The sequence below is a fragment of the Pseudoduganella sp. SL102 genome, assembly GCF_027856995.1.
Lineage (GTDB): Bacteria > Pseudomonadota > Gammaproteobacteria > Burkholderiales > Burkholderiaceae_D > Rugamonas > Rugamonas albidiflava.
On the sequence record NZ_CP115554.1, the window covers coordinates 1,731,681 to 1,757,227 of the forward strand.

The 25,547-nt window shown below is 64.0% G+C and carries 27 protein-coding genes and 1 tRNA gene; 12 read left to right on the top strand and 16 right to left on the bottom strand.

All coding sequences use genetic code 11. The features are described 5' to 3' along the window. The first annotated feature begins 15 nt into the window (after nucleotides 1-15). Nucleotides 16-1,347, top strand: a complete 1,332-nt coding sequence (locus tag OU994_RS07400; RefSeq protein WP_281610226.1) for a hypothetical protein — start codon at nucleotides 16-18, stop codon at nucleotides 1,345-1,347. A gap of 525 nt (nucleotides 1,348-1,872) precedes the next feature. Here OU994_RS07400 and OU994_RS07405 read toward each other — a convergent pair. Then, nucleotides 1,873-1,949 (bottom strand) — tRNA-Pro (locus OU994_RS07405). Between the two features lie 209 nt (nucleotides 1,950-2,158). On the opposite strand from OU994_RS07405, the gene arsC reads away from it, so the two are divergent. Next, complete coding sequence (arsC, locus tag OU994_RS07410; protein WP_307731810.1) at nucleotides 2,159-2,506, top strand: arsenate reductase (glutaredoxin); 348 nt, start codon at nucleotides 2,159-2,161, stop codon at nucleotides 2,504-2,506. Between the two features lie 62 nt (nucleotides 2,507-2,568). On the opposite strand, the gene OU994_RS07415 is transcribed toward arsC, so the two are convergent. From OU994_RS07415 to ispB, 4 genes are all read right to left on the bottom strand, one after another. Then, nucleotides 2,569-3,792, bottom strand: a complete 1,224-nt coding sequence (locus tag OU994_RS07415) for a DUF4861 family protein (RefSeq protein ID WP_281610227.1) — start codon at nucleotides 3,790-3,792, stop codon at nucleotides 2,569-2,571. A 9-nt stretch (nucleotides 3,793-3,801) separates the two neighbouring features. Beyond that, a complete protein-coding gene (locus OU994_RS07420) occupies nucleotides 3,802-5,205 on the bottom strand; it encodes a glycoside hydrolase family 105 protein (RefSeq protein WP_131147489.1) in 1,404 nt (467 codons plus the stop codon). 275 nt (nucleotides 5,206-5,480) lie between these two features. Beyond that, complete coding sequence (locus tag OU994_RS07425; RefSeq protein WP_131147488.1) at nucleotides 5,481-6,176, bottom strand: FadR/GntR family transcriptional regulator; 696 nt, start codon at nucleotides 6,174-6,176, stop codon at nucleotides 5,481-5,483. 152 nt (nucleotides 6,177-6,328) lie between these two features. Then, a complete protein-coding gene (ispB, locus tag OU994_RS07430; RefSeq protein ID WP_281610228.1) occupies nucleotides 6,329-7,312 on the bottom strand; it encodes an octaprenyl diphosphate synthase in 984 nt (327 codons plus the stop codon). A gap of 221 nt (nucleotides 7,313-7,533) precedes the next feature. Here ispB and rplU point away from each other — a divergent pair, with 221 nt between their 5' ends. From rplU to proB, 4 genes are all read left to right on the top strand, one after another. Further along, a complete protein-coding gene (gene rplU, locus OU994_RS07435; protein ID WP_130185982.1) occupies nucleotides 7,534-7,845 on the top strand; it encodes a 50S ribosomal protein L21 in 312 nt (103 codons plus the stop codon). Nucleotides 7,846-7,882: 37 nt separating this feature from the next. Then, on the top strand, nucleotides 7,883-8,146 hold the full coding sequence (gene rpmA, locus OU994_RS07440; protein WP_130185981.1) for a 50S ribosomal protein L27: 264 nt from the start codon (nucleotides 7,883-7,885) through the stop codon (nucleotides 8,144-8,146). A gap of 116 nt (nucleotides 8,147-8,262) precedes the next feature. Then, nucleotides 8,263-9,372 carry a GTPase ObgE gene (gene obgE / locus OU994_RS07445; RefSeq protein WP_131147486.1) on the top strand — a complete coding sequence of 370 codons (1,110 nt, stop codon included), beginning with the start codon at nucleotides 8,263-8,265 and terminating at the stop codon, nucleotides 9,370-9,372. A 201-nt stretch (nucleotides 9,373-9,573) separates the two neighbouring features. Beyond that, entirely contained in the window at nucleotides 9,574-10,707 is a 1,134-nt protein-coding gene (gene proB / locus OU994_RS07450) for a glutamate 5-kinase (protein ID WP_131147485.1), read from the top strand. A gap of 310 nt (nucleotides 10,708-11,017) precedes the next feature. Here the strand turns inward: proB and nth are convergent, their stop codons facing one another. Together nth and rsxB are read right to left on the bottom strand one after the other, a co-directional pair. Continuing rightward, on the bottom strand, nucleotides 11,018-11,665 hold the full coding sequence (nth, locus tag OU994_RS07455; protein WP_281610229.1) for an endonuclease III: 648 nt from the start codon (nucleotides 11,663-11,665) through the stop codon (nucleotides 11,018-11,020). Then, nucleotides 11,662-12,366 (bottom strand): electron transport complex subunit RsxB, encoded by a 705-nt coding sequence (gene rsxB / locus OU994_RS07460; RefSeq protein ID WP_281610230.1) that lies wholly within the window; start codon nucleotides 12,364-12,366, stop codon nucleotides 11,662-11,664. Before rsxB ends, nth begins: the two co-directional genes overlap by 4 nt. A gap of 171 nt (nucleotides 12,367-12,537) precedes the next feature. On the opposite strand from rsxB, the gene OU994_RS07465 reads away from it, so the two are divergent. Continuing rightward, nucleotides 12,538-13,392, top strand: coding sequence for an ABC transporter substrate-binding protein (locus tag OU994_RS07465; protein ID WP_281610231.1), 855 nt, complete (start codon nucleotides 12,538-12,540; stop codon nucleotides 13,390-13,392). Between the two features lie 378 nt (nucleotides 13,393-13,770). On the opposite strand, the gene OU994_RS07470 is transcribed toward OU994_RS07465, so the two are convergent. From OU994_RS07470 to OU994_RS07490, 5 genes are all read right to left on the bottom strand, one after another. After that, the gene (locus OU994_RS07470; protein ID WP_131147482.1) at nucleotides 13,771-14,994 is read right to left on the bottom strand and encodes a polyhydroxyalkanoate depolymerase; all 1,224 of its coding nucleotides are present in this window, start codon (nucleotides 14,992-14,994) and stop codon (nucleotides 13,771-13,773) included. Nucleotides 14,995-15,249: 255 nt separating this feature from the next. Next, nucleotides 15,250-16,317, bottom strand: a complete 1,068-nt coding sequence (locus OU994_RS07475; RefSeq protein WP_281610232.1) for an NAD(P)/FAD-dependent oxidoreductase — start codon at nucleotides 16,315-16,317, stop codon at nucleotides 15,250-15,252. A gap of 140 nt (nucleotides 16,318-16,457) precedes the next feature. Beyond that, entirely contained in the window at nucleotides 16,458-16,781 is a 324-nt protein-coding gene (gene fdxA, locus OU994_RS07480; protein WP_131147480.1) for a ferredoxin FdxA, read from the bottom strand. 198 nt (nucleotides 16,782-16,979) lie between these two features. Further along, on the bottom strand, nucleotides 16,980-17,267 hold the full coding sequence (locus tag OU994_RS07485) for a protealysin inhibitor emfourin (protein ID WP_281610233.1): 288 nt from the start codon (nucleotides 17,265-17,267) through the stop codon (nucleotides 16,980-16,982). Between the two features lie 207 nt (nucleotides 17,268-17,474). Next, nucleotides 17,475-18,953, bottom strand: coding sequence for a hypothetical protein (locus OU994_RS07490; protein ID WP_281610234.1), 1,479 nt, complete (start codon nucleotides 18,951-18,953; stop codon nucleotides 17,475-17,477). Between the two features lie 191 nt (nucleotides 18,954-19,144). Between OU994_RS07490 and OU994_RS07495 the strand changes: the two genes are divergently transcribed. Continuing rightward, nucleotides 19,145-20,404, top strand: a complete 1,260-nt coding sequence (locus OU994_RS07495) for a putative Na+/H+ antiporter (protein ID WP_281610235.1) — start codon at nucleotides 19,145-19,147, stop codon at nucleotides 20,402-20,404. Between the two features lie 59 nt (nucleotides 20,405-20,463). Further along, nucleotides 20,464-20,739, top strand: a complete 276-nt coding sequence (locus tag OU994_RS07500; RefSeq protein ID WP_131147477.1) for a polyhydroxyalkanoic acid system family protein — start codon at nucleotides 20,464-20,466, stop codon at nucleotides 20,737-20,739. 42 nt (nucleotides 20,740-20,781) lie between these two features. On the opposite strand, the gene OU994_RS07505 is transcribed toward OU994_RS07500, so the two are convergent. Next, nucleotides 20,782-21,036, bottom strand: a complete 255-nt coding sequence (locus OU994_RS07505) for an acyl-CoA-binding protein (protein ID WP_131147476.1) — start codon at nucleotides 21,034-21,036, stop codon at nucleotides 20,782-20,784. A gap of 174 nt (nucleotides 21,037-21,210) precedes the next feature. Then, nucleotides 21,211-21,498: an HU family DNA-binding protein gene (locus tag OU994_RS07510; RefSeq protein ID WP_050409188.1), complete on the bottom strand. Its 288-nt coding sequence runs from the start codon at nucleotides 21,496-21,498 to the stop codon at nucleotides 21,211-21,213. A gap of 214 nt (nucleotides 21,499-21,712) precedes the next feature. On the opposite strand from OU994_RS07510, the gene OU994_RS07515 reads away from it, so the two are divergent. Further along, nucleotides 21,713-22,516 (top strand): hypothetical protein, encoded by an 804-nt coding sequence (locus OU994_RS07515; RefSeq protein ID WP_281610236.1) that lies wholly within the window; start codon nucleotides 21,713-21,715, stop codon nucleotides 22,514-22,516. Between the two features lie 247 nt (nucleotides 22,517-22,763). Here OU994_RS07515 and OU994_RS07520 read toward each other — a convergent pair whose 3' ends face one another. Both OU994_RS07520 and OU994_RS07525 read right to left on the bottom strand, forming a co-directional pair. Beyond that, nucleotides 22,764-22,988, bottom strand: a complete 225-nt coding sequence (locus OU994_RS07520) for a hypothetical protein (protein ID WP_131147474.1) — start codon at nucleotides 22,986-22,988, stop codon at nucleotides 22,764-22,766. Continuing rightward, entirely contained in the window at nucleotides 22,988-23,344 is a 357-nt protein-coding gene (locus tag OU994_RS07525; RefSeq protein ID WP_131147473.1) for an FKBP-type peptidyl-prolyl cis-trans isomerase, read from the bottom strand. The genes OU994_RS07520 and OU994_RS07525 overlap by 1 nt, the downstream gene beginning before the upstream one ends. Before the next feature lie 285 nt (nucleotides 23,345-23,629). Between OU994_RS07525 and OU994_RS07530 the strand changes: the two genes are divergently transcribed. Next, on the top strand, nucleotides 23,630-24,466 hold the full coding sequence (locus tag OU994_RS07530) for an EI24 domain-containing protein (RefSeq protein WP_281610237.1): 837 nt from the start codon (nucleotides 23,630-23,632) through the stop codon (nucleotides 24,464-24,466). Next, nucleotides 24,463-25,266, top strand: a complete 804-nt coding sequence (locus tag OU994_RS07535; RefSeq protein ID WP_281610238.1) for a molybdopterin-binding protein — start codon at nucleotides 24,463-24,465, stop codon at nucleotides 25,264-25,266. Before OU994_RS07530 ends, OU994_RS07535 begins: the two co-directional genes overlap by 4 nt. Nucleotides 25,267-25,547 lie beyond the last annotated feature (281 nt).

The following is a 25,547-nucleotide window of genomic DNA, read 5'->3' on the forward strand; positions in this document are numbered from 1 at the left end:
GCAAGGAAGACATAGATGATTGAAGATATTCTGAAAAACTTGTGGAACAACTGGATGTTCCGGCTCAGTCTTTCCTCTAACGAGCTGTTTCATTCGAACTTCCTTCAAACAGCCTTAAGTGATCCATTGCCCGACATGGCTAACGAACACGCGGGCGTAAGTTCATGGGCACGTGTACAGGAATTTGCGGCATGGGTTGGCCTTGACGCTGCGTGGCTGGCAGAACGCCAGGTGGAATATGCGCTCCATCCAGTATTCGTCTACCGCGAATGGAAAGATCTCGACTTGGCCATCGTAGTTCGCGTGCCGCGCGAAAATGGTGGCTATCGTGAAGTAGTCATTTTCGCCGTCGAGGTGAAGATTAAGTCGTATCCCGCGCTGGAACAAGTCAAACGCTATCTTGCTTTGATGGTGAGTCACAATCGAGAAACCGCATTCATCCCGAGGCTCGTGCTTCTGTCGCTAGTCCCGCCGCCACCACACTTCAACTTGATCGAAAATCTGACTGTGTCGCATTTTGGAGCGCTGGCGGAAGGTATCGCTCATGTTGTTCCCTACCAGCCCGCACTGCAAGCGCCGATCGATGAATATGCACGTTTGTGCCAGCTACTGGATCAGCTGAGTCAATTCTGGAACGAAAGCTTGAGTCCGTTGACTCCCCTGCATGCCGTGACGGGACAGCGAAACGTCTATCGCCGGCTGAATCCGATCTGGTCCAAGCTGTGCGCGGCTTATCTTTGCGAACTCGTAAAGCAGGAAATGGCCGACTTTGCGCTACATGACGACATCACTCTGCAAATCGACCCCGGCTTCTCACGCTCTACCTGGAAAGCCGATTTCCTATGGTGCGCAAGCTCCGGTGGCGCTGCAGCAAGAGAAGTCATCGCCAAGGCCGGTGTACAGGTGGAAGGGGACACTATCCGGTTTATGCTCAACGCACAGAACGTGGGCAGTGGAGGAGTAAATGCGCGCTTGATCGTGCAAGAGACCCTGCTGGCCCAAGCCAATGCCAGCGGCTTGTACCAGCGTCTGCACCAGTTGTATTGCATCACTCAAGAGCCGAACGTAGACCTAGCGGTCGAGGTCACGGCATTCTGGCAGAATGCCAATGGCATCAGGCGCGACAATTACGGAATACCTTGCCTGAGTCTGCCTCAAGGCGATTTTACCCTGCCCGGCTACAACAACAGCCCGACCTTTGGCCACGCTGACTATCGTTTGAAACTTCATAAAAATGCGACCCTGAATGAGATCTGCCACTTAGTCTGTGCTGCATTACGTGGTGAGTACAATGCTAATGGCGCCGCCGCGTTCCTCCCAGTGCTCACCGATCTAGACGTATTTTAGGCGCTTGGCAGTAAGCGGCGAAGCACGCCACTTTTCAGCAGTATGCCGTGTGAGCCGCAGCCGTGTCGGCTTTCGGTTCGAGCCTGCCCTCCAGGGAACCGATCTCGGCGCCTAATTGAAGCTATTTGCGCCGCGTCACCAAGTGAGACGAGTAAATGCCTTCCTGCCGGAGCAAGGCGCTGATTTGCCCATGGACCGTGCAGACGTTCGCAGCGGCAAGAGTGCGCAGTCTCTCTGCCTTGGAGAACGTGCGTCGCTTTGCGACAGCGACCACCACGGGATCGAGGCTCGAGGCCTCTACGGACGATAAATCGATAGCGTTATTGGAGGCTGTGGGAGTGCTAGCCTGATGCTTTCGGTTTGTGCATGTTATTAACCTGCCGCTGTACTCCTAATTAATCGGGTTGGCGCCTCAAGTTATTGGCACAGGGGTGATGCCATGTCTGCGGAAAACCTTAGACCTACGATCACGACCGCACAAAGCAAAACAGCAGACCAAAGGTCTGCTGTTTTCAGAAAAATTCTTGGTCGGGGTGAGAGGATTCGAACCTCCGGCCTCTACGTCCCGAACGTAGCGCTCTACCGGGCTAAGCTACACCCCGACTGGTGAGGCATTATTAGACCAGATTTCAGCGCGCCTGGCAACCACCTCTGCAGTAATTTACCCTGCCGCCACGCCAGCGGGCCTTTGTGCTGTTGGCTCGGTTACGCCAACGGGCTCCTCTATGCGGTTGGCTTCCTTGCGCAGTTGGCCACTTACCCGGCAGGCTCCGTTATGATCCGGCCTCGCCAACATGACTCGGAAATTTCCATGGCCATCACCATCTACCACAACAACGCGTGCAGCAATTCGCGTGGCGCGCTGGCGCTGATCCGCGAGGCGGGCATCGAGCCTGTGATCATCGACTACCTGAAGAACCCGCCCACGCGCGCCGAGCTGGCGGACCTCATCGTCCGCGCGGGCCTTACGCCACGCGGCGCCATGCGCGACAAGGGAGACGTGTACGAACAGCTGAACCTCGCCGATCCAACGCTGACGGATGACCAGCTGCTCGACGCGATGAGCGCGCATCCGGCGCTGATCAACCGGCCGTTCGTGGTGACGGACAAGGGCGTGCGGCTGTGCCGGCCGCCGGCGGTCGTGCACGAGGTCTTGTAAGAGACCGGAAAAAGAAAAGGCCGGCATGAATGCCGGCCCGAATCGCTGTAACGTGCCCCTGCTTAAGGCTGCGTTTGCAGGCCGACCTTGACGGGATTCGCGGCGCGCTTCGCGAAGTCGGCCACGTAGGCTTGCCATTGCGCGGCCGTGGTGATTTCCTTCGCGCCGCTCCATGCGCCGCCCGCGTAGTAGCGCAGCGGTTCGCCCGATTTCACTTGCGCGAATACGAGGTTGTTCAGGGCATCGTCGGTGAAGTCCTGCGCCGAAGGCAGGATCACGGCGGTACCGAACGCGCCCTTGCTGCGCTGCTCGATCCACTGCAGCAGCGTGCCGGTGGACTTGTCCCGCTTCACGTCGACCACGCCGTTCTCGCCCTTGTCGGTGGGCGCCTTGTTCAGGCCCACGGCCACCGTCAGCGTGGCCGGGCCCTTGAACTCGAACGTGCTGTCGATGCGGTCCAGCTGGTGGCCCGCGTCGACCGTGAAGCGCTTCACTTCGGTGACGGGCGTGCCGGCCGCGTCCCAGCTGTCGTAGCGCAGTTCGAAGATCGAGCGGATCGGGCCGTTGGCCAGCACCTTCCAGCCCGCGTAGTTGGCCGAGACGTGCAGCGCCTTGCCATCCCACACGCCGGTGCCGCCGGCACCGCGCGACTTGCCGACGTTGTAGAAGTCCATGCCTTCGCCTTCGTCCTTGTGGTAATGGTCATGGCCCTTGTTGTACCAGCGGTCGACGACCGGATACGGCACGCGCTTGAACCACAGGTCCAGGCCTGACGTCTGCAGCACTTCCTTCACGGTGCCCGGCGCCGCCGGCGCCATCAGCGCGGGGCCGTAGGTGCGGTGCGCCAGCTTGTCGTTTTCCCAGCCGAAGTCGTCGAGCCGTTCCTGGATATAGCGCGCCGTCGTCTGCTGCGGGAATACCGGCGCGATCGCGTCGGACTTCTCCACCGTGTACGTGGCGCTCTTCTCGCCGGCCTTGAAGCTGTGCTGGAAGATCAGTTCACCGTAGGCGGCGCCCACGTTGTGCGGATCCTTGGCCTGCGGGGCCACGTTCGTCACCTGGAACGGCACCGCCTTCCCGGCCGCATCCTTCACCACGATGCGCTGGATCAGCGCGCCGGGCAGGGCGGCGTTCACCTCTTTCCACGGCACCGTCACCGTTTCGGATGGGCGGGCACTGTCCAGGTCATGCGACAGCGTCACGCGCAGTGCCGCCGCATTGGCCAGGCCGGCTGCCAGCAGCAGCGCGGACAGGGCCGCCAGTTTGGGGGTATAGCGGGAAGTCATCGTCGTCCTTTACTGGTGTTCGCGGTAGTCGGTCTTGCCGCCATCCTTCGGCTGGTAATGGTAGGTGCGCAGCTTGTACTCGACGCTCACGTTCGGGTTCTTCAGCAGCTTGATCATCTCCGCGCCGGCCAGCAGCACCGGGCCGTAGCCGTGCAGCGCGTGCACGCTGGTCGGGCGGTTGTAGTAGTACACCTGGTCCGATGCCAGCGTGGTGCCCACGCAGGTGCCTTCGACCTGGCCCTTGTCGTTGATCTTCGTCGTCAGGCCCACCCAGCCGGCCTGCGCGATCGAGCCGTACGTGGTGGGGCTGATCCAGCCCTGGTTGATGGCGTGGGCGATCACGTAGGTGAACATGGCCGACGCGGACGTTTCCAGGTAGGAGTCGTTGCGGTCGATCATCTGGTGCCACAGGCCGGTGCCGGACTGCAGTTCGGAGATGCCCTTGATGGCGCCGCGCAGCTGGTTCAGCACCTTGTCGTAGCCGGGATGGTCCTTCGGCAGCACGTCGAGCAGGTCGCTCATCGCCAGTACCGCCCAGCCGTTCGCGCGCGCCCAGTAGAAGCGCGGCGAGTTCGGCACGTGCTCGTGCCAGCCGTGCGTGAAGATGTTCAGCTGCGGGTTGTACAGGCGCTCGGACATGCCCAGCACATTGGCCACGGCCAGGTCGAAGTACTTGCGCTCACCCGTCATGCGGCCTGCCTCGGCCAGCGCGGGAATACTCATGTACATGTCGTCGCCCCACAGCGAGACGGCTTGCGGGCGCTTGCGCGCCATGGTGCCGTCGGCCAGGCGGAACTGCTTGTTGGCCACCCAGTCGTTGCAGCTGTCGATCATCCACTTCAGGTCCGGGCCGATCTTCGCGGCCTTCGCCCGCATCAGCGCGGCGCACATGGAGCCGGTGTCGTCCAGCGAGCGCGGATCGATGAAGCGCGCGAAGCTGTTCTGGCGCTCCAGGTGGAACTTGGCTTCCTGGGCGCGGAAGTAGGGCAGCGTCTGGCCGAAGAAGTCGAAGTGGCGCTTCGTCATCGCGGTGAAGTTCTTGTCGCCCGTGGCTTCGGCCGCGCGCAGCAGGCCGGCGTGCACCACGCCCATCTCATAGACCATGATGCCGTAGTCGCCGGCCGCCTCGGCGAAGGCGGCATCCGCCACCGGTGTCTTGAAATCGGTGATCGGCGCGCCGGTCTTCTTGTTGACCACGCGGGTCGGCGTGGCGTGATCCATGTAGGCGCGGATGCGGTTCAGCTGTTCGGTGATCTCGGCCACCACCGGCATCTTGTACGGTACCGGGTACGTGCCTTCGGACACGTCCTTCAGGTTCTTGTTGTCCGTGTTGCGGAAGGGGCCTTCGGCATGGGCGGTGCCCAGCAGCGTGCAGCAGGCCAGGGCGGCCAGCAGTTTGGTCGAGTTCTTCACCTTGTCTCCGTCAGGGTTGGCGTGGCTTTTTGGTCAGGCCATTCTAGATTGGTCTGGCCAGTTAAGCAAGGTGGGCGACCACGATGACGGTAGAGAGTTGCAGCCGAGCCCGTGTCATGGTGCCTGACCCCCTGACACGAACTCAGCAAGATTTACGCTTGCTTTCCGATTGCACATAGGGCGTGAGCAGCGCGAGCCATGGCCGAGCCCGTGTCATGGTGCCTGCCCCCCTGACACGGGCTCGGCAGGAGGCGGAGCTGATTGGTGGAGGGCGGTCAGCCGCGCGAGAAGGTGCGCGTGACGCGCTCGAGGTGCGAGCGCATGGCGTGGCGGGCGCCGGCGGGGTCGTGCGCGGCGATGGCTTCGAGGATTTTCCGGTGGTCGGGCAGCGTTTGCAGCCGCAGTTCCTCGGTCTGGTAGTGTTCCTTCAGCTTGTGCCACAGCGAGCCGCGGTTGTTCCACAGGTATTCGACCACGCCGACGAGGGCCGTGTTGCCGGTGGCGCGGGCGATGGCCAGGTGGAAGTTGCGGTCGGCCAGTTCGTTGCTGGCGCGGTCTTCGTGGTGCCGTTCCATCTGTTCGACGGCCTTCAGGATCGCGTCGACGGCGGCGCCGGTGGCGGCCTTGGCGGCGATGGCGGCGATCTCGGATTCGATCATGCGGCGCGCGGCCAGCACCTCGAACGGGCCCGGGCCGGTTTCCGGCACGTCCGCCGGCAGCGGCTGCTCGCAGACGTAGACGCCGGAACCTCCGCGCACTTCAACGACGCCACCCAGTTCCAGCGCGATCAGCGCTTCCCGCAGCGAGGCGCGGCTGACGGACAGTCGGGCGGCCAGGTCGCGTTCGGCGGGCAGCCGTGCGCCGGGAGCGATCTTGTCGTCCTGGATCATCTGCTGGACGCGATCGGCAACGACGCGGTAGAGCCGCGGTTCTGCGGTGGGGGTCTCGCCGTTTGCGGAGTTCTTTTTCATGAATGGATTCCCTTGTGGAACGCCGATTATAGTTGTGTTCCAGCCAATGCGTGCAGGGGGCAGCGGCTTATTTCGGGCACATTCGGGGGTAAATTTGGGGCCGGGTGGAAACGATCACCATCTTGCGTGGCCAGCCCCGGCCGGAGCGGCGTTCAGTGCGTGCGTTCGACGGCGAAACGGGCCAGCTGCAGCAGCGAATCCTTGTAGCGGCTTTCCGGCATGGAGGCCAGCGCCGCGGTGGCGCGGTCGGCCTGCACTTCGGCGGCGCGGCGCGTATAGTCGAGCGCGCCGCTGCTGGTGATGGCGGCCAGCACGGCATCGAAATGCTGTTCGTCGCCCGTTTCGATGCAGGAGCGCACCAGCTGGCGCTGTTCCTCGCTGCCATGTTCCATCAGGTAGATCAGCGGCAGTGTCGGCTTGCCTTCGCGCAGGTCGTCGCCGACGTTCTTGCCGATCTCGCTGGCGTCGCCGGCGTAATCGAGCACGTCATCGATCAGCTGGAACGCGGTGCCCAGCGAGCGGCCGTATTCGCCGGCGGCGGCGATCTGCGCGTCGCTCGCGCCGGCCACCAGCGCGCCCAGTTCGGCGGCCGCCTCGAACAGCTTGGCCGTCTTCGAGCGGATCACCTTCAGGTAGCTCTCTTCGCTGACATCCGGGTCGTGCATGTTCAGCAGCTGCAGCACTTCGCCCTCGGCGATCACGTTGGTGGCATCCGACAGGATCCGCATCACGCGCATATTGTCGAGCGAAACCATCATCTGGAACGAACGCGAATACAGGAAGTCGCCCACCAGCACCGAGGCGGCATTGCCGAACAGCGCATTGGCCGTGGCGCGGCCGCGGCGCAGCGACGATTCATCGACCACGTCGTCGTGCAGCAGCGTGGCAGTGTGGATGAATTCGACCACCGCCGCCAGCTCGTGGTGCGCGGCGCCTTCATACTGATAGGCGTTCGCCACCAGCAGCACCAGTACCGGGCGGATCCGCTTGCCGCCGGCGCTGATGATGTATTCAGCGATCTGGTTGACCAGTGCCACCTCGGAATGCAGTCGCTGGCGGATCACGCCGTTGACGGCATCCATGTCGGCCGCGATGGTGCTGATGATGTGGTTCTGGCTGGTGGGTTGGGTGGACAAGGCGAGCCTGCTGCGGTCGGGTTTGAAGTGCCGCGATTATACGACATGCACGCTTGCCGTTGCCGACATACCACGAGCACGGGGCTTTGTGAATAAGTTTTTGACGTCAATTTGCCTTGCATGTATAATCGTTGGTTCTCTGGCCTCCGCCCAGCTGTTTGCAGTACCGCCGCGGGTCGTCGAGGGAGGGAATTTTCTTAACATTTGTGAGGTTTCAAATCATGTACGCGGTCATAAAAACCGGTGGCAAGCAATACAAAGTTGTCGCTGGCGAAAAACTCAAAGTAGAACAGATACCTGCTGACATTGGTTCCGAACTCACCATCGATCAAGTCCTCGCCGTTGGCGCGGGCGACAGCATCAAGTTTGGTGCTCCACTGGTTGAAGGTGCAACGGTTCTGGTGAAAGTGGTTTCCCAAGGTCGTCACGACAAGGTCAAGATCTTCAAGATGCGCCGTCGTAAGCACTACCAGAAGCACCAGGGCCATCGCCAGAACTACACCGAAATCCAAATCGTTTCGATCAACGGCTAATCGCTGTTATCTGAATTAGTCAATCAAGGAGCAATAAATGGCACACAAAAAAGGTGGCGGTACTACCCGCAACGGCCGCGATTCCGAATCAAAGCGCCTGGGCGTTAAGGTTTACGGCGGTCAAACGATCAACGCCGGCGGCATCATCATCCGCCAGCGTGGTACCCCAGTGCGCGCCGGCGAAGGCGTGGGCACCGGCAAGGACCACACCCTGTTCGCACTGGTCGACGGCGTGGTCAAGTTCGTGACCAAGGGCGCTGGCAGCAACAAGTTCGTCACCGTCGTTCCGGCTGCTCAGTAATCCAGCCCAAACGGTGATGTAAGGCGCAAGCCTTTGTTATCGAAAGGCTCTGCCATCGGTGGAGCCTTTTTTATTTCCAGGCGCCTGTTTCCGGGCGCTTAGTCAAGGCGGTAATCATGAAGTTCATCGACGAAGCACGTATCGAAGTCATCGCTGGCGACGGCGGCAACGGCTGCGCCTCTTTCCGGCGCGAGAAATTCCGTCCGTTCGGCGGTCCCGATGGCGGCGACGGCGGCAAGGGCGGTTCCATCTGGGCCGTGGCCGACCGTAACATCAACACGCTCGTCGACTACCGCTATTCCAAGATGCACCGCGCGTCGAACGGCGAAGCGGGCCGCGGCTCCGACTGCTATGGCAAGGGCGCGGACGACATCATGCTGCGCATGCCCGTCGGCACGCTGATCATCGACAACGTGACCGGCGAGATCCTCGCCGACATGACCGAACACGGCCAGGTCGAACTGCTCGCCAAGGGCGGCGAGGGCGGCTGGGGCAATATCCACTTCAAGACGTCGACCAACCGCGCACCGCGCCAGAAGACGGAAGGCAAGGAAGGCGAACGCCGCGACCTGCGCCTGGAACTGAAGGTGCTGGCGGACGTGGGCCTGCTGGGCATGCCGAACGCCGGCAAGTCGACCTTCATCACGGCCGTGTCGAACGCGCGCCCGAAGATCGCCGACTACCCGTTCACCACGCTGCACCCGAACCTGGGCGTGGTGCGTGTGTCGCATGAAAAATCGTTCGTGATCGCCGACATTCCCGGCCTGATCGAAGGCGCCGCCGAAGGCGCCGGCCTTGGCCACCAGTTCCTGCGCCACCTGTCGCGCACGGGCCTGCTCCTGCACATCGTCGACCTGGCGCCGTTCGAGGCGACCGTGGATCCGGTGAAGGAAGCCAAGGCGCTCGTCAAGGAGCTGGAAAAATACGACGAGGCGCTGGTCGACAAGCCGCGCTGGCTGGTGCTGAACAAGCTCGACGTGGTGCCGGAAGCGGAGCGCGCCAAGCGCGTGAAGGACTTCGTCAAGAAGTTCGGCTTCAAGGGCCCCGTGTTCGAGATCTCGGCACTGTCGCGCGAAGGCACGCAGGAACTCGTGACGGCGATCTACCAGTACCTGGAACAGAAGCGCCACGGCGAGCAGCGTGCCGAGGAAACCCAGATGACGGAAGAAGCACGCGGCATCTCCTCGATCGATCCGGACGATCCCCGCTTCAAGGTTCTCGACTAAATTGTCGGCGAGATGAACAAGAGGCCCGTTTAACGGGCCTTTTCCTTATCTCCTTCGGTAAAGAAGGACGTTACCGGTTAAAATTCTCTTTACCTGTTACCTGCACGGTTCGCGATCCGCGAAGCGCGCGGCGTCAGCGGCAAAGCGGGGCGACCGGCCCGGCGACATGCAGTCCACTTCCAACAAGAGATTTGCCGCCCAATGAATTCGCGCACCACACAATCCGTCGTCCAGAAAGCCGGCCGCATCATCGTCAAGGTCGGTTCGTCGCTCGTCACCAACGATGGCCGTGGCCTCGACCAGGCCGCCATCGCCCGTTGGGCCGCGCAGATTTCCGCGCTGCGCGCGCTGGGCAAGCAGGTCGTGCTGGTCAGCTCCGGCGCGATCGCCGAAGGCATGCTGCGCCTGGGCTTCGAGCACCGCCCCACCGACGTCCACGAATTGCAGGCCTGCGCCGCCGTGGGCCAGATGGGCCTCGCGCAAATCTATGAAACGAGCTTCCGCGCGCATGGCATCGGCACCGCGCAGGTGCTGCTGACGCATGCCGACCTGGCCGACCGCGAACGCTACCTGAACGCGCGCTCCACGCTGACCACCCTGCTGTCGCTGGGCGTGGTGCCGATCATCAACGAGAACGACACGGTCGTCACCGACGAGATCAAGTTCGGCGACAACGACACGCTGGGCGCGCTGGTCGCCAACCTGATCGAGGCCGATGTGCTGATCATCCTGACCGACCAGCGCGGCCTGTTCTCGGCGGACCCGCGCAAGGACCCGGCAGCCTTCCTGATCACCAACGGCATCGCCGGCGATGCGCAGCTGGAAGCGATGGCCGGCGGTGCCGGGTCGAGCCTGGGCCGTGGCGGCATGCTGACCAAGATCCTCGCCGCGAAGCGCGCCGCCAAGTCCGGCGCGCACACGGTGATCGCCTTCGGCCGCGAAGAGGGCGTGCTGACGCGCCTGGCTTCCGGCGAAGCGATCGGCACCGAACTGCAGGCGCAGACCGGCCACCTCACGGCGCGCAAGCAGTGGATGGCCGATCACCTGCACACGCTGGGCCAGGTCGTCATCGATGCCGGCGCCGTCGAGAAGCTGTCACGCGAAGGCAAGTCGCTGCTGCCGATCGGCGTGCTGGAAGTGCGCGGCGAATTCGGGCGCGGCGCCGTCATCACCTGCATCAGCGAAAAGGGTGTTCCCATCGCCCGCGGCATCACCAACTACACGAGCGGCGAAGCACGGCGCATCCTGCGCAAGCCATCGGCGGAGATCGAGAGCATCCTCGGCTTCCTCGAAGGTCGCGAGCTGATTCATCGGGATAATCTGGTGCTGCTGTAGGCGTTGGCGCTGGGTCAGTGTTGGCTGCAGGGGGGGCAGGGGCTGCCGTACCGCCCCGCCAGTCGCTGACGGTCGAGTCGCTGGGGTCTGTCCCCGCCAGTCGTTGGCCGCAAGCTTTGTACGCGGCTTCTATCGAGGGGACTGACCCCGGTGTTTGCCGGCGTCATCGCAACGCTGGCAAAAACCGGGGTCAGTCCCCTTGATCAACGCTCGCGGTTGCGTTCAAGGCAACGACTGTCGGGGACAGACCCCAGTGCTCCACTGCCAACGACTGACGGGGCGGTACGGCGCTCCGCCAGCCCCCTCAAAATCAAACTACCGCCGGCGCCGCCGTCTTCGGCTTGTACTCGCACAGGTCCACGATCATGCAATTCCAGCACTGCGGCTTGCGCGCCACGCACGTGTAGCGGCCATGCAGGATCAGCCAGTGGTGGGCATCCTGCAGGAATTCCTTCGGCACGAACTTCAGCAGCTTCTGCTCGACGATGTCCACTGTCTTGCCCGGCGCGAGATTGGTGCGGTTCGCTACCCGGAAGATGTGCGTGTCGACCGCGATCGTCGGTTCGCCGAACGCGGTGTTCAGCACCACGTTGGCGGTCTTGCGGCCCACGCCGGGCAGCGCCTCCAGCGCCTCGCGGTCGCGCGGCACCTCGCCGCCATGCTGCTCGACGAGGATCTTGCAGGTGGCCATCACGTTCTTGGCCTTGGTGTTGAACAGGCCGATGGTCTGGATGTACGGCACCAGTCCGTCGAGGCCCAGGTCGAGGATCGCCTGCGGCGTGTTCGCCACCGGGTACAGCTTGCGCGTGGCCTTGTTGACGCCCACGTCCGTCGCCTGCGCCGACAGCAGCACGGCGATCAGCAGTTCGAACGGGGTCGTGTATTCGAGCTCGGTGGTGGGGTGGGGGTTGGCTTCGCGCAGGCGGCGAAAGATTTCGTGGCGTTTGGCTGCGTTCATTGTTCCGGTTTGTTTTCCTGCGCCGCTGCGGCCTTGGCCGCTTCGGCCTTCAGGCGGGCGCGTTCCATCGCGGCGGCGATGATGGCCCGCTTGCGCTCTTTCTCGGCCAGTTCGGCGGCATTTTCAGGGGCCAGGTTGTCGACCGCCGCCATCTTGGCCTGGGCCTTGGCAGCCAGCCGCGCATCGTTTTCCTCGCGCTCGCGCTTCAGGCGGGCGATGCGGAAATCGTGGCGGTCGCGCGCGGCGTCGGCGGCGGACTGCGACCAGGCATCCCAGCCCGTGGCCTCGGTCACCGGGTACATCACGATGCAGTCTACCGGGCACGGCTTCACGCACAGGTCGCAACCCGTGCACAGTTCGGGAATGATCGTGTGCATCTGCTTGGCCGCGCCCATGATCGCGTCGACCGGGCATGCCTGGATGCACAGCGTGCAGCCGATGCACAGGGCTTCGTCGATGAAGGCGACGGCACGCGGCCGTTCCAGCCCGTTCTCGAGATTGAGGGGAATGACGGGAAGCCCGGTAACGGCCGACAGCCGCACGATGCCTTCGGCGCCGCCCGGCGGGCACTGGTTGATGCGCGCCTCGCCCGCCGCGATCGCTTCCGCGTACGGCCGGCAGCCGGCATAGCCGCATTTCGTGCACTGCGTCTGCGGCAAGACGTCTTCGATACGGTCGGCAAGGGAAGTCGGTTGGGTCACGATGGCAGCCAGGATGCGCTAACAACAGCAAAGACGCATTATCCTTCATTCGCGCGCCCTCGTGCAGCGGGCCGGCACGTGCGCGCAGGCTCCGCTTGGCTTTGCCGCCGCCTTGTGGGAGCATGCGAACATGGAACAAGCAACACCGCCCGTCATGAAAACGATCCGCGCATGAGCGTGCGCCGAGCGCTGGCTCACACCGCGGCCCGGATGCTGGCCGCCGTGCTGGCCTCTGCACGGTCCGCCACGCCGGCCCGCATGCTGCATTGCGTGCTCGGCGGCGCGGCTGCCGCCGTGTTCACTTCGGCCGCGGCGCAAACGCCCCAGACCATCCGCTTCGCCGCCGAGGAATGGCCGCCATTCGTCAGCGATGCCTTGCCTGACGACGGCCTGTCCGGCGCGATCCTGCGCGCCACCCTCGACCGCCTCGGCTACACGGCCCGGATCGATTATTTCCCGTGGAAGCGCGCGATGGACCTGGGCTTGAACGACAGCCGCTATGCCGGCTTCCTTGCCGTCTGGCGCACGCCGGAACGGGAAAGGCTGTGCCATTTCTCCAGCCCGGTCGGCAATACCCTGACGGTGCTGGCCTACCTGAAGGACAAGCCCGTGCGCGCCGTCCAGTTGCCCGACCTGCGCGGCATCCGCATCGGCACCGTGGGCGGGTTCGCCAATGGCGACCAGTTCGATGCGCTGGTCCGCCAGGGCCTGCTCGACGTGGAAGAGGGCGTCAACGACGAGACCAACCTGCGCAAGCTGCTGGCACGGCGCTATCCAGCGATCCTGATCGAGCGGCGCGTGCTGCGCCACCTGCTGACCACGCGCTTCCCGGCGGCGGAGCGGGGCCGCATCGCCCTCAACGAGCGCCTGTTCAGGGAGCGGCCGGTGCATGTGTGCTTCAAGCGCACGCAGGCGGGGCTGGTGCAGCAGCGGGCCTTCAACGACGCGGCGAAGACGGTCGATTTCGGCCAGGTGGAGAAGGACTACTGGCGCAGGATCGGCGAGGTGGGCGTGGCAGGCGACTGACGTAAGGGATTAGGGACGCAAGCAAAAAAAACCGTGGCAGTGCCAGTGCCGTTAAGTCAAGCGTCCTTTGGCATATTGAAGGCGCATGCATTCACCCCAACAGCGAAGGGCTGGGGTCAGGAGGGGGTGCTGGCCTGCATGCCAGCACCGTTCCGCAGGCGCGAAGCATGCTTCGCGAAACCCCTGCTTCACCCCGGCGGGTCTGACCCCGGAATTTGCCCTTGGGTGGAATTACATTAACGGCATTGGTGACTGTCACCGTTTTTCGTGAAACTTTTCCCGGAAATCGTGCCTGTCACCATGGCGAGCGCCAGCGTGCGCGGGAAGCGGAACAAAAAAAAGCCGCCCCGTAGGGCGGCCAGTCTTCGAGGAGACGGATCAGGCGTGCTGCCGGATGAACGACGTGATCTTCGGGCACACCAGTTCGCGCCAGCGGCGGCCGGAGAAGATGCCGTAGTGGCCGGCCTGCGGCACCACGAAGTCTTCCTGCATGCCGGCCGGGATGCCGCTGCACAGTTCGTGCGCGGCCTGCGTCTGGCCGGCGCCGGAAATGTCGTCCAGCTCGCCTTCGACGGTCAGCAGCGCCACGTTCTTGATGTCCTGCGGGCGCACCAGCTGGCCACCCACTTCCCACGTGCCGTTCGGCAGGCGGTGTTCCTGGAACACGGTCTTGATGGTGTCGAGGTAGTACTCGGCCGGCATGTCGAGCACGGCGTTGTATTCGTCGTAGAACTTGCGGTGGCTTTCCGCCGATTCATCGTCGCCGCGCACCAGCTGCATGTAGAACTCGCGGTGCGATTGCGCATGGCGGCCCGGATTCATCGCGATGAAGCCGGCATGCTGCAGGAAGCCCGGGTAGACCTTGCGGCCGAAGCCCGGATAGTTCGGCGGCACCGGATAGATCACCGTGTTCTCGAACCACGAGAACGGCTTCTCGGTGGCCAGGTTGTTGACGGCGGTCGGCGACTTGCGCGGGTCGATCGGGCCGCCCATCATCGTCATCGTCTTCGGCAGCTTCGGATCGTTGTTGGACGCCATCAGCGAGATCGCGGCCAGCACCGGCACCGTCGGCTGGCACACGGAAATCACGTGCACGTCCGGCCCCAGGTGGCGGATGAAGTCCTGCACGTAGTAGATGTAGTCGTCGAGGTGGAACGGGCCTTCGCTCAGCGGCACCATGCGCGCATCGGTCCAGTCGGTGATGAATACATCGTGTTCCGGCAGCAGGCCGCGCACGGTATCGCGCAGCAGCGTGGAATGGTGGCCGGACAGCGGCGCGACCAGCAGAACGGTCGGCTGCTTCAGTGCCTCCCGCGTATCCTTGCGGAAGTGCAGCAGGCGGCAGAATGGCTTGGTGACGGCGGCGTGCTCGATGATCGAGACAGGCTTGCCGTCGACGGTGGTGGTATCGATGCCGAATGGCGGCTTTTCGTAATCCTTGCCCAGGCGGTACAGCAGTTCATAGCCGGCAGCGATACGCTGCGCGAACGGCGTGTGCGCCAGTGGCGACACCGGGTTGCTGAACAGTTTCGAGGACGCTTCGGCCCACTGCATCAGCGGGTTCAGGAAGGTCCGTTGCATCTCATGGAGTTGGTAAAGCATAGGTGTTCCCGGGTCATAATGCGCTGCTGAAATAAGATGCAGCGCGGAAATCATAAGCCCATTATAGGCCGTTTCTTATTAACGTAAAGCATTTTCAAGGTGTCGCGAGAAAGGTGTACAAAAGCAACAAATCAGGCAAAGATGCCCGTAGTTCCTACGATAATAGTGCCGCTGAAACAAAAAAAGCAGCGTTTCCGCTGCTTTTTTGTAGGACAGGTCTGAACACTTGGTCAGACTCATGGTTGCACCCCTAGATCAGTCGAAGACTGGCGATTCGACACCCAGCACCTTGTGGAGTTTTGGCGACGTCGTGGTGTACTGCATGTGGATTTTCTTGTCCGGGAAGATATACGGCGCGGCGCCAAAGGCGGCCAGCGCGGCTTCGTGGAAGCCCGACAGGATCAGCTTCTTCTTGCCCGGATACGTGTTGATGTCGCCCACGGCGAAAATGCCCGGCACGTTCGTTTCGAATTTCTCCGTGGAAGTCACCTTCAACTGCTTGCGCTCGATGTCCAGGCCCCACTCGGCGATCGGGCCCAGCTTTGGCGACAGGCCGTAGAACACCAGCAGCATGTCCAGCGGTACGCGGCGGGTCACGCCGTCGGCGCCCGTGACGCGCAGTTCGGACAGCTTGCCCTCCTTTTGCTCGATGCCGGACACCTGGCCGATGATCAGCTGCATTTCATAGTCTTCGCACAGCTGCTTCATCTTTGCCACGGAAGCGGGCGCGGCGCGGAAGTCTTCGCGGCGGTGCAGCAGCACCACGGACTCGGCCTTGCCGACGAAATTCAGTGCCCAGTCCAGCGCGGAGTCGCCGCCGCCGCAGATGACCAGGTTCTTGCCTTCGAATTGCGAAGGATCCTTGACGCGGTAGAACACCTGCGAACCTTCGAACGCTTCGAGGCCTTCGGTCTTCATCGTGCGCGGCTGGAACGAACCGACGCCGGCGGCGATGAAAATGGTCTTGGTGATGAACTTGGTGCCCAGGCTGGTCTCGACGTCGAAGCGGCCATCTTCGCGCTTGTGCACGACGGTGACTTCCTGGCCCAGGTGGAAGGTGGCGCCGAACGGCTCGATCTGCTTGAGCAAGCCATCGGTCAATTCCTGGCCGGTGCAGGAAGGAATCGCGGGAATATCGTAGATCGGCTTGTCCGGATACAGTTCCACGCACTGGCCACCGACGGCGGCCAGCGAGTCGATCACGTGGGCCTTGATTTCCAGCAGGCCCAGTTCGAAGACCTGGAACAGGCCGACGGGACCGGCGCCGATGATGACGGCATCCGTTTCATGGAAGCCACCTGGAGGGGTGCTGACGATATTCATGACGATTTCTATCCTGTGTATTCAATGGCGGCAGGCGCGCATGACAATGAAAGAGCCGATTACAGAGTCAATGACAAAGCCGATTACATAGCCAATAAGCGCGGGCGTGGGCGCGCGGCGCGACTGCCGGGAAACTGCCGTTAGCGGGCCAGCAGGTGGAGTTTTTCCTTGACGTCCTTGAACTGCTCGGCTTCCGGCAGGGCTGCCTTGGTCTTCGTGATCGAAGGCCAGTTGCGGGACAGGTCCGCATTGAGCTTGATGTATTGCTGCTGGTCGGACGGCACATCTTCTTCCGCGAAAATGGCGTTGACCGGGCATTCCGCCACGCACACGGCGCAGTCGATGCATTCGTCGGGGTCAATTGCCAGGAAATTCGGGCCTTCGCGGAAACAATCTACCGGGCAAACATCGACGCAGTCCGTATACCGGCAGGCGATGCAAGATTCGGTGACAACGTGGGTCATAGCAGTCCTATCAATGTTGGTGCGAAGCGGTCGATAACACAATCCCAACTTCAGCAAAGCACTGTATTTTAGGGCAATTCTCCCTTTCTCACAATTCAGGCTTAGACACAATACATATAAGCAAATGCGCCGCGCGCCGTTGCCGGTGCGCGGCGCCAGCGGGTTGCCAGCCGCGTGGATGCCGCCGTGAAAAAGGCGTCAGGCCGCCAGGATACGGTCCAGTAATTCGCGCCAGCGCGCGTTCGCCGGGTTGCCATCCTCGGCGAAACTCACGCTGTGGCGCTGGCCGTTCGCATCGACCGTGATGGTCCAGCGGGGAATGTCGGCGCCGACCGGTTCCTCGGCCGCGCCGCGCGGGTTGGCGAAGAAAGCGCGGGAAGCCAGCTCGGCTTCCAGTGCCTGGCCCGCAGGACTGGTGGCCGTATCGACTTCATGCTGGCGGGTGATGCCGGCGAAGCCGCCGCTGCTGGTAGCGCTGATTTTCATGAGGTTCTCCGGTGAACATGTAAAGTACGGACCAGCCGTTGAAGTACGAACCGGCCGTAGAAGTACGAACCAGCCGTTGAAGTACGAACCGGCAGTACGAACCGGCCGCTGGCCGAACCGAACAGAACCGGCCGATCCGCCGCGGGGGGCAGCGCCGGTGTCCAGCCGCCAACGACCGGCGATCGGCGCAATCGACCGGCAAGCAGGCTATTTGTTCACGGCCCGCTCGCCGCTACCGGCGGCTGCCGCGGCGGCATCCTTGTGCTGGTGCCGCGCGGCATACCCCTGGCACCAGCGCGCCAGCGCCTGCCGCTCCGCTTCCAGCACGTCTTCCAGGTCGAAATACTGCGCATTGTTCATGGTACCGCAGCAGGCGCGGCGGTCCTGCATCGCCTGAGGCTGGTCGACGATCGCGGCCGCCAGTGTCGCATGGGGCGGCACGTCGTCCGACAGCGGCGTGTCGGACACGACCACTTCGCGCAGCGTGAAGCGGTTGCGGATGAAGTTGCGGTACTCGACCGGCTTGCCGTCCGCCTCGGCCAGGCGCAGCATGTGGTTCGCCACGTCCGCATAGGTGGCGCCCGCGTCCGGCGCGGCCACCAGCGCGCGCAGCGTCAGGCTGCACAGGTAGCCGCCTACCCGGTGCAGCACGGCGGCGTCGTCTTCCAGCCCCGGCTGGCGTTCGTACGAAAAAATGTCGGCCAGGATATCGTAGACGGCCCCGGTGAACACCTGGGAGATCGCGTGCACCTGGTTGCCCGCTTCCGCCAGCGTCAGGTCGTTGTCGGCGTTGCGCAAGCCATTGCTGCGGCCCAGCGCCAGGCCGAACTGTTCGGCCATGTCGGCCAGGAAGGTCTTGTCGTGCAGGTCGGCCTTGGTCTGCGCGATGACGGCTTCCACCTGGTCCATCTGCGACAGCGCCAGGAAGATCGCGGTCAGGTCGCCGAACGATTCGTGCAGGCCGCCCGTTTGCGGCGGCGCGGAGGACAGGATCCACTTCGGCTTCAGCCCGTCGAGCACGGCGTGGCCCGTTTCATGGGCCACAATGTCGAACGAGCGGCAGGTAAACATGCGCTCCGGTGCGCCGCTGGGAATGAAATGGCCGAATTTCAGGGCCCGTTCGGTGCGGCTGTAGTAGGCGTTCATCACATCCGGCAAGCCGTGCGGGAACACCTGCAGCGGCGCCGTGTTGTTGCCGCTGTTCCAGGCCCACGGCAGCAGGGCGCCGCTGTCGTCCGCGGCCAGCACGCGCTGGTACATCGTCAGCGTCTGGCGCACCACCGTGAAGGTGTGCACGGCATCGAACTGTTCGGTGTCCGGCGGCACGATGAAATCGCCGAACGCGTTCGGGCTGACCGGCGCGATGCCGGGCTGGCCGGACGTAATGCGGGCATCGCGCGGACCCTCCAGGATCACGCCGTGCAGGAAAGCCTTGCGGGTGCCCACGTCGCTGACGGAAGGGTCCTGCTTCCACATCAGCACGCGTGCGCCGGCCGAGGTCGCCGGTACCGGCAGCGGCACGCCGGGTGCCGTCCTCAGCCGCGGGTAACCCGGCTGCTCGGTCAGCTTGGCCACCTTGCGGTGGGTGCGGTAGGGTGCGGACGGGGTCGGCACGAATCCAACGGGCAATTCAGGGCGGGTCGCCAGCACGGCTTCCAGTCCCGGCACGATCACTTTCTGGTCCATGGCTATCTCCTCGGTATCGATGCGCGGTGCGTTGCAGGGCACTTGGCAATTCCGCACCCCGAGGAACGATGGTCATCCCGCGCCAAAGACGGAAGTTTGATTCGCGTCAAACTTCGCACGCGCCAGCATTGATACGTGCCCTTTCACTATTGCTGACTTACAATTCCTGTCTTCACAGCCCGGAGTTGCGCATGACGCCCAGCATCATCGAGAGTGCCGGCGCGGTATTGTTTGCCGTCGCCATCCTGCATACCTTTTCCGCCCAGGTGTTCGAGCGCCTGGCGCAGCGCTATCCCGCGCACGCCGGCATCTGGCACCTGCTGGGCGAGGTCGAGGTGGTGTTCGGCTTCTGGGCCATGGTGCTGGTGGCGTTCATCGCCATCACGGGCGGTACGGGCGACGCGGTGGCCTACGTCGACAGCCGCAACTTCACCGAGCCCATGTTCGTGTTCGTGATCATGGTGATCGCCGCCACGCGGCCGATCCTGCAGACGATGAAATCGGCCGTGGCCCTGCTGGCCCGCGCCATACCGCTGCCGGACGGCATGGTGACGTATTTCCTCGTGCTGGCCGGCGTGCCGCTGCTGGGCTCGTTCATCACGGAACCGGCCGCGATGACGCTGGCCGCGCTCATCCTCTCCGAGCGCATCTTCGCCAGCGGCATCTCGGAACGGCTGAAGTACGCCACGCTGGGCGTCCTGTTCGTCAACGTGTCGATCGGCGGTACGCTGACCCCGTATGCCGCGCCGCCGGTGCTGATGGTGGCCGCCAAGTGGGGCTGGGACCTGCCGTTCATGCTGTCGCACATCGGCTGGAAGGCGGCGCTGGCGGTGATCGTCAACGCGGCCGGCGTCACGGCGCTGTTCGCCCGCGAACTGGCCGCGCTGCGCCCCGGCGCCACGGCCGGGAAGGACACCGCGGTACCGCTGCCCCTCGTGCTGGCGCACCTGGCATTCCTGGCCGGCGTGGTGCTGTTCGCGCACCATCCGGCCGTGTTCATGGGCCTGTTCCTGTTCTTCCTGGGCGTGGCGCATGCCTACGAGCGCTTCCAGGACCGGCTGATCCTGCGCGAGGGCTTGCTGGTGGCATTCTTCCTGGCCGGCCTGGTAGTGCTGGGCGGACAGCAGCAGTGGTGGCTGCAGCCGGTGCTGATGAGCATGAGCAGCGATGCCGTGTTCTATGGCGCGACGGCGCTGACAGCGGTCACCGACAATGCCGCGCTGACTTACCTGGGCTCGCTGGTGGAAGGCTTGAGCGACGAATTCAAGTATGCGCTGGTGACGGGCGCGGTGGCGGGCGGCGGCCTCACCGTGATCGCCAATGCGCCGAACCCGGCCGGCATGTCGATCCTGAAAGGACACTTCGCGCTGGAGACGGTATCGGCGCTGCACCTGCTGCTGGCCGCGCTGCTCCCGACGGCGGTGGCGATCGCCGCCTTCCGTTTGCTGTAGCCGCCTGCTGGAAAGGCTGCCGTTATGGCATGATGGCGCCTTTTTTTGCCGACCCAAGCATGATCAACATCATCCAACCCCATAACCTCGCTCCCGACGCGGCGCGTGCCGCCGCCCAGCAAGTGGCCGACAAACTGGCGCGCGAACTGGACCTTTCCTGCCAATGGCAGGGCGACGTGCTGCGTTTCGGAAAAAGCGGCGTGGAAGGCACGCTGACGCTGCTGGACAAGCAGGCGCAGATGGAAATCAGGCTGGGATTCCTGTATGGCGCTTTCGCGCCGGCGATCCAGAGCAAGGTCGCCGAGAAGATGCGCAAGGTGTTCGCGCCGGAATGATGGGCCGGCGCGTGCCAGGCCGGGCCGGCACGCGCTGGAAGGTCAGGCCTTCAGGTCGGCGATCAGGTCGATGTACTGCTGCTGCGCGTCTTCCTGCGGCGTGCCTTGCAGGGCGGCCCAGGCGTCGTACTTGGCACGGTTGACGAAATCGGTCATGCCGGGGCGCTCGCCGGTGGCGTCGCCGGACGAGCCCTGCTTGTACAGCGCGTACATCTTCAGCAGCGTCATGTTGTCCGGGCGTTCCGGCAGGGTCTTCGAATCGGCGACTGCCTGGTCGAACTGTTGTTGCAGGCTCATAGGGTCCTCTTGGGGTTGCAGGGTTGCAGGATGTTCGGCGCATCATACAAAACCCGCGCGCCGGCCGGAGCGGGAAACTGTAGAGCAAGCCCTCGAAATGGCCCGCCAAATGAACACGGCGGCCAGGACCCGAGGCGACCGGGGCCTGACCGCCGTTTGATCTCGACAGCGGGATTACTTTTTCTTGGTCGGGTTCACAGCCGCCTTCAGCGTGGCGCCGGCCGAGAACTTCGGCGTCTTCGACGCGGCGATCTTGATCGCTTCGCCGGTTGCAGGATTGCGGCCTTTGCGAGCAGCGCGCTTGGCAACCGAGAAGGTGCCGAAGCCGGTGATGCCGACCGTATCGCCTTTTTTCAGGCGCTCGGTAACGATGGCAATCAGGGTATTCACTGCGTCGTTGGCGGCGGCACCGGACATTTCGGTACGCTTCGCAAATTCTGCAATCAGTTCGCCTTTTTTCATTACTACCTCCGTGGTTAATAGAGGCCGCAGATTAGCACAATATTTGCGGAAAGTAATCCTTTGAACCAACAGAAACCCTTATGGCTGTTGGGCTGCTGCGGTGCGGCATGGTCTGGCGGGCCGGTGCGCGCCAGACCGGCGCAGCCGGACGCCTGACCAGTGCGGCGCGGTGCTAATATGAAGCATCGTCCCTTGAACACAGGCGGGCCACATCATGAGCTTTTCCGACGAAACCCTGATGGCATATGCCGACGGCGAACTGGACATGGCTACCCGCCGCGCCGTGGAGCAGGCCTGTTCCACCGACCTGGCGCTGGCCCGGCGTGTCGCCCATTACAAGACGCGGCGCAGCAACGTCTTCGCCGGCTTCGCGCCCGCCGACGACGGGCAGCGCATGCGCCCGGCGCGGCAGGCCACCGTGGTCAGCCTCGACGCGGTGCGCGCGCGGCGCGAAGCCACCCAGCTGGCGGCCCGCAAGGCCACGCGCGAGCGGCGCTGGTCGTGGCCGGAATGGATGGCGCTGGGCGGCGTGCTGGTGGTGGGCGTACTGGCCGGCACGTTCGGCCTCACGTACTTCCAGGCCGATGAACCGCGGGTCGAACTGGTCGCCAGCCACGAGGGCACGCTGGCCGCCGAGGGCCGCCTCGTCGCCGCACTCGAGCAGCAGCTGTCCGCACCGCCGGGCGCGGCGGGCGTGGCCACCAACGCGGCGGCGCGGGCCGCCGGCGCGGTGCGCATCGGCATGTCGTTCGTCTCCACCGATGGCAGCTACTGCCGCAGCTTCGCGAGCGGCAGCGGCACCTTCGAGATCGAAGGCCTGGCCTGCAAGACAGGGCAGGAATGGCGCCTGCCGCTGGTGATGCAGAACCCGCGTCCGTCGCCGGCAAGGAACGCCGACGCGGCCGCCGCCACCGAGCTCTCGCCACCGGTCAAGGCGGCGATCGAACAGCGCATCTCCGGCGAGCCGCTGGATGCCAAGGCGGAACAGGACGCCATGCAGCGCGCCTGGCAGCGCTAGCGCACAAAAGGCAGGGCAAGAAAAAGGCGCCGCAAGGGCGCCCGGGGTGATCACCGTGTGATCGCGGCGGTGATCCGCCGATGTGGTTCCGATGTAATTCCGATGTAATTCCGAGGTGATCCCGATGGGTTCCCGATGAGTTCCCGATGTGATCATCATGTGATCATGATGTGATCACCACGGGAACCCGAAGTGACCGGCAGCGTGTTCCGGGTTTGACCCGGTTTTCCCGCCAGTTCGGCTTCCGCTACTTCTTCTTCTCGTCCTCGTCTTCCTCGTCGTCGTCCGACAGGGCAGCCTTGCCCACGTAGACGACGCCCTTGCCGGCAGCGACGCCCACGTCGACCGCGGTCGATGCGACGCTGACTCCCGCACCCACCACGGCCGCGCCGACCGTGACGACGGCGCAGCCGGACAGGGCCGCCGTCGCCAGCAGGGCGGCCGCCAGGCGCGTCAATGCCGGCAAGCGCATCACACGCCCAGCAGTTCTACGTCGAAGATCAGCGTGGCGTTCGGCGGGATCACGCCGCCCGCGCCGCGCGCGCCGTAGCCCAGGTCGGCCGGGATGATCAGCTGGCGGGTGCCGCCCACTTTCATGCCCTGCACGCCTTCGTCCCAGCCGCGGATGACCATGCCGGCGCCCAGTGCGAATTCGAACGGATCGTTGCGGTCCTTGCTGGAATCGAATTTCGCGCCCTTGCTGCCGTCGGCGTTCTGCAGCCAGCCGGTGTAGTGCACGGTGACATTCTGGCCTGCTTTCGCCTCGGCGCCGTCGCCGACCTGGATTTCGTCGTATTGCAGGCCGGATGGGGTGGTGGTGATGGACATGGGCGTTCCTTTACATGTTGGTTCGGGCTGACGATTGTAGTGCAACGCGGGATGGGGGGCTAGTGCGGAGCGGCGGGCGCCGGCCTGCGGCCCTTGCGGCCAGGCCGGGCATTGGCCGTAGAATACGGCTTTGCCTTCCCAGTCGCGAGTTCCCATGTTTCGCAATACCCGCCGTGTCCCTGATGATCCCGGTATCCACCCTGCCGGCCCTGGCAACCTTGCGGACGATGCGTTCGACGGAACCGCACGGTCCCTGGCCGGCCGGCGCGGCAGGAGGGCGCACTGATGCGCGGCGTCCTGAATGCCTATGGCCGCGCGGTGCTGTCGCAACTGCATGGCCGCATGCTGATCCTGTCCGCGGTGCCGTTCCTGCTCTCCCTCGTCGTCTGGGGCGTGGTGCTGTACTTCACGCTGCAGCCGCTGGTGGACTGGATCGAGAGCCATTTCTTCCGGCTCGAGCTGTACACGTATTCGACCGCGTGGCTGGAAACCATCGGCATGACGTTCCTGAAGACCGTGATTCCGGTGCTGGTTTCCCTGCTGCTGCTGTTGCCGCTGATGATCCTTACGGCGCTGGTCTTCATCGGCGTGGCGGCGATGCCGGCGATCGTGAAGCACGTCGGCGACCGCCATTTCCCGCACCTGGAGAAAAAGCAGGGCGGCAGCCTGGTGAAAGGCGTCGCCAAGGCGATCTCGCTGTTCCTCGTGTTCATCGTGGTCTGGCTCTGCCTGCTGCCGCTGTATGCCGTGCCGCCGCTGGCGGTGGCGGCGTCGGCGCTGCTGTGGGGCTGGCTCACGTCGCGCGTGATGAGCTACGACGCGCTGTCCGAACATGCCAGCGCCGAGGAGATCGAGATCATCCAGCGCGAAAAGAAATGGCCGCTGCTGGCGATCGGCGTGGCCTCCGGCGCGGCCGGTACGCTGCCGGCGATCGCGTGGATCGGCGGCGCCGTGGCGCTGGTGGCCCTGCTGCCGTTGCTGCTGGCCGCGGCCCTGTGGCTGTATGTGCTGGTCTTCATCTTCACCGGCTTGTGGTTTGAGTACTATTGCCTGGAAGCGCTATCGCAGCTGCGTGCCCGCAGCGCCCCCACCGCCCCCACCGAAAACCTGGAGCAGATATGAGCAACAAGGTCACCACCATCGGCCTGATCGTGATCGGCGATGAAATCCTGTCGGGCAAGCGCGTCGGTGCGCACCTGGCGAAAGTCGTGCAGCTGCTGGCCGCGCGCGGCCTGCAACTGGGCTGGGCCGAGTACATCGGCGACGAGCCGGAGCGCATTACGGCCACGCTGAAACGTACCTTTGCCACGGATGACATCGTGTTCTCCACCGGCGGCATCGGCGCCACGCCGGACGACCATACGCGCCAGGCCGCCGCGGCCGCGCTGGGCCGTCCGCTGGTGCTGCATCCGCAGGGCGCCGAGAACATCCGCCAGCGCGTGCGGCAGGTGGCGCAGGAAGAGGGGCGCGAGGTGGACCTGGAAGCGCCGGAAAACCTGCAGCGGCTGAAGATGGCCGAATTCGCCGAGGGCGCGGAACTGATCCCGAACCCGTACAACAACGTGGCCGGCTTCGCGCTCGGTACCCATTATTTCGTGCCGGGCTTTCCCGTGATGGCCTGGCCGATGATCGAATGGGTGCTCGATACGCACCATGCGCACCTGTTCAACCGGCAGGCGCGCGCCGAGCAGGCGGTGCTCGTGTTCGACGGCGCCGAGGCGGCGCTTACGCCGCTGATGGAAGAGATCGAAGCGACCTGGCCAGGCATCAAGGTGTTCAGCCTGCCCAGCGTGGGCGATGCGCGCACGCGGCGGCACATCGAACTCGGTGTGAAGGGCGATCCGGCGCAGGTGGCGGCCGCCTTCGTGCGGCTGTGCGCGGGGCTCGATGCGCAAGGCGCCGAGTACCAGCGCATCGCGTGACCGGGGCGTGACCAAAGCGTGACCGCCGTGTGACGGCGGCATGACACGCCAGGGCCGCCGCCGGGCAGGTACTGTTGCTTGCAGATCAGGGTCGTTGTTTTTTTGCGAAAATACCCGTACCGCCCTAAATATTCGGCCTGTTTTCGGCCAGTTAACCCGTGCGCATCCATGCGATGTGGTGCAATGGCAATAAGCCGTGCGCAGTGCGCGGCAAGGCCCCTACAGCAAACAACTCGTAGCAGAACCCGTAGCAGAACCAGTAGCAGAACGTAGTTTCACTC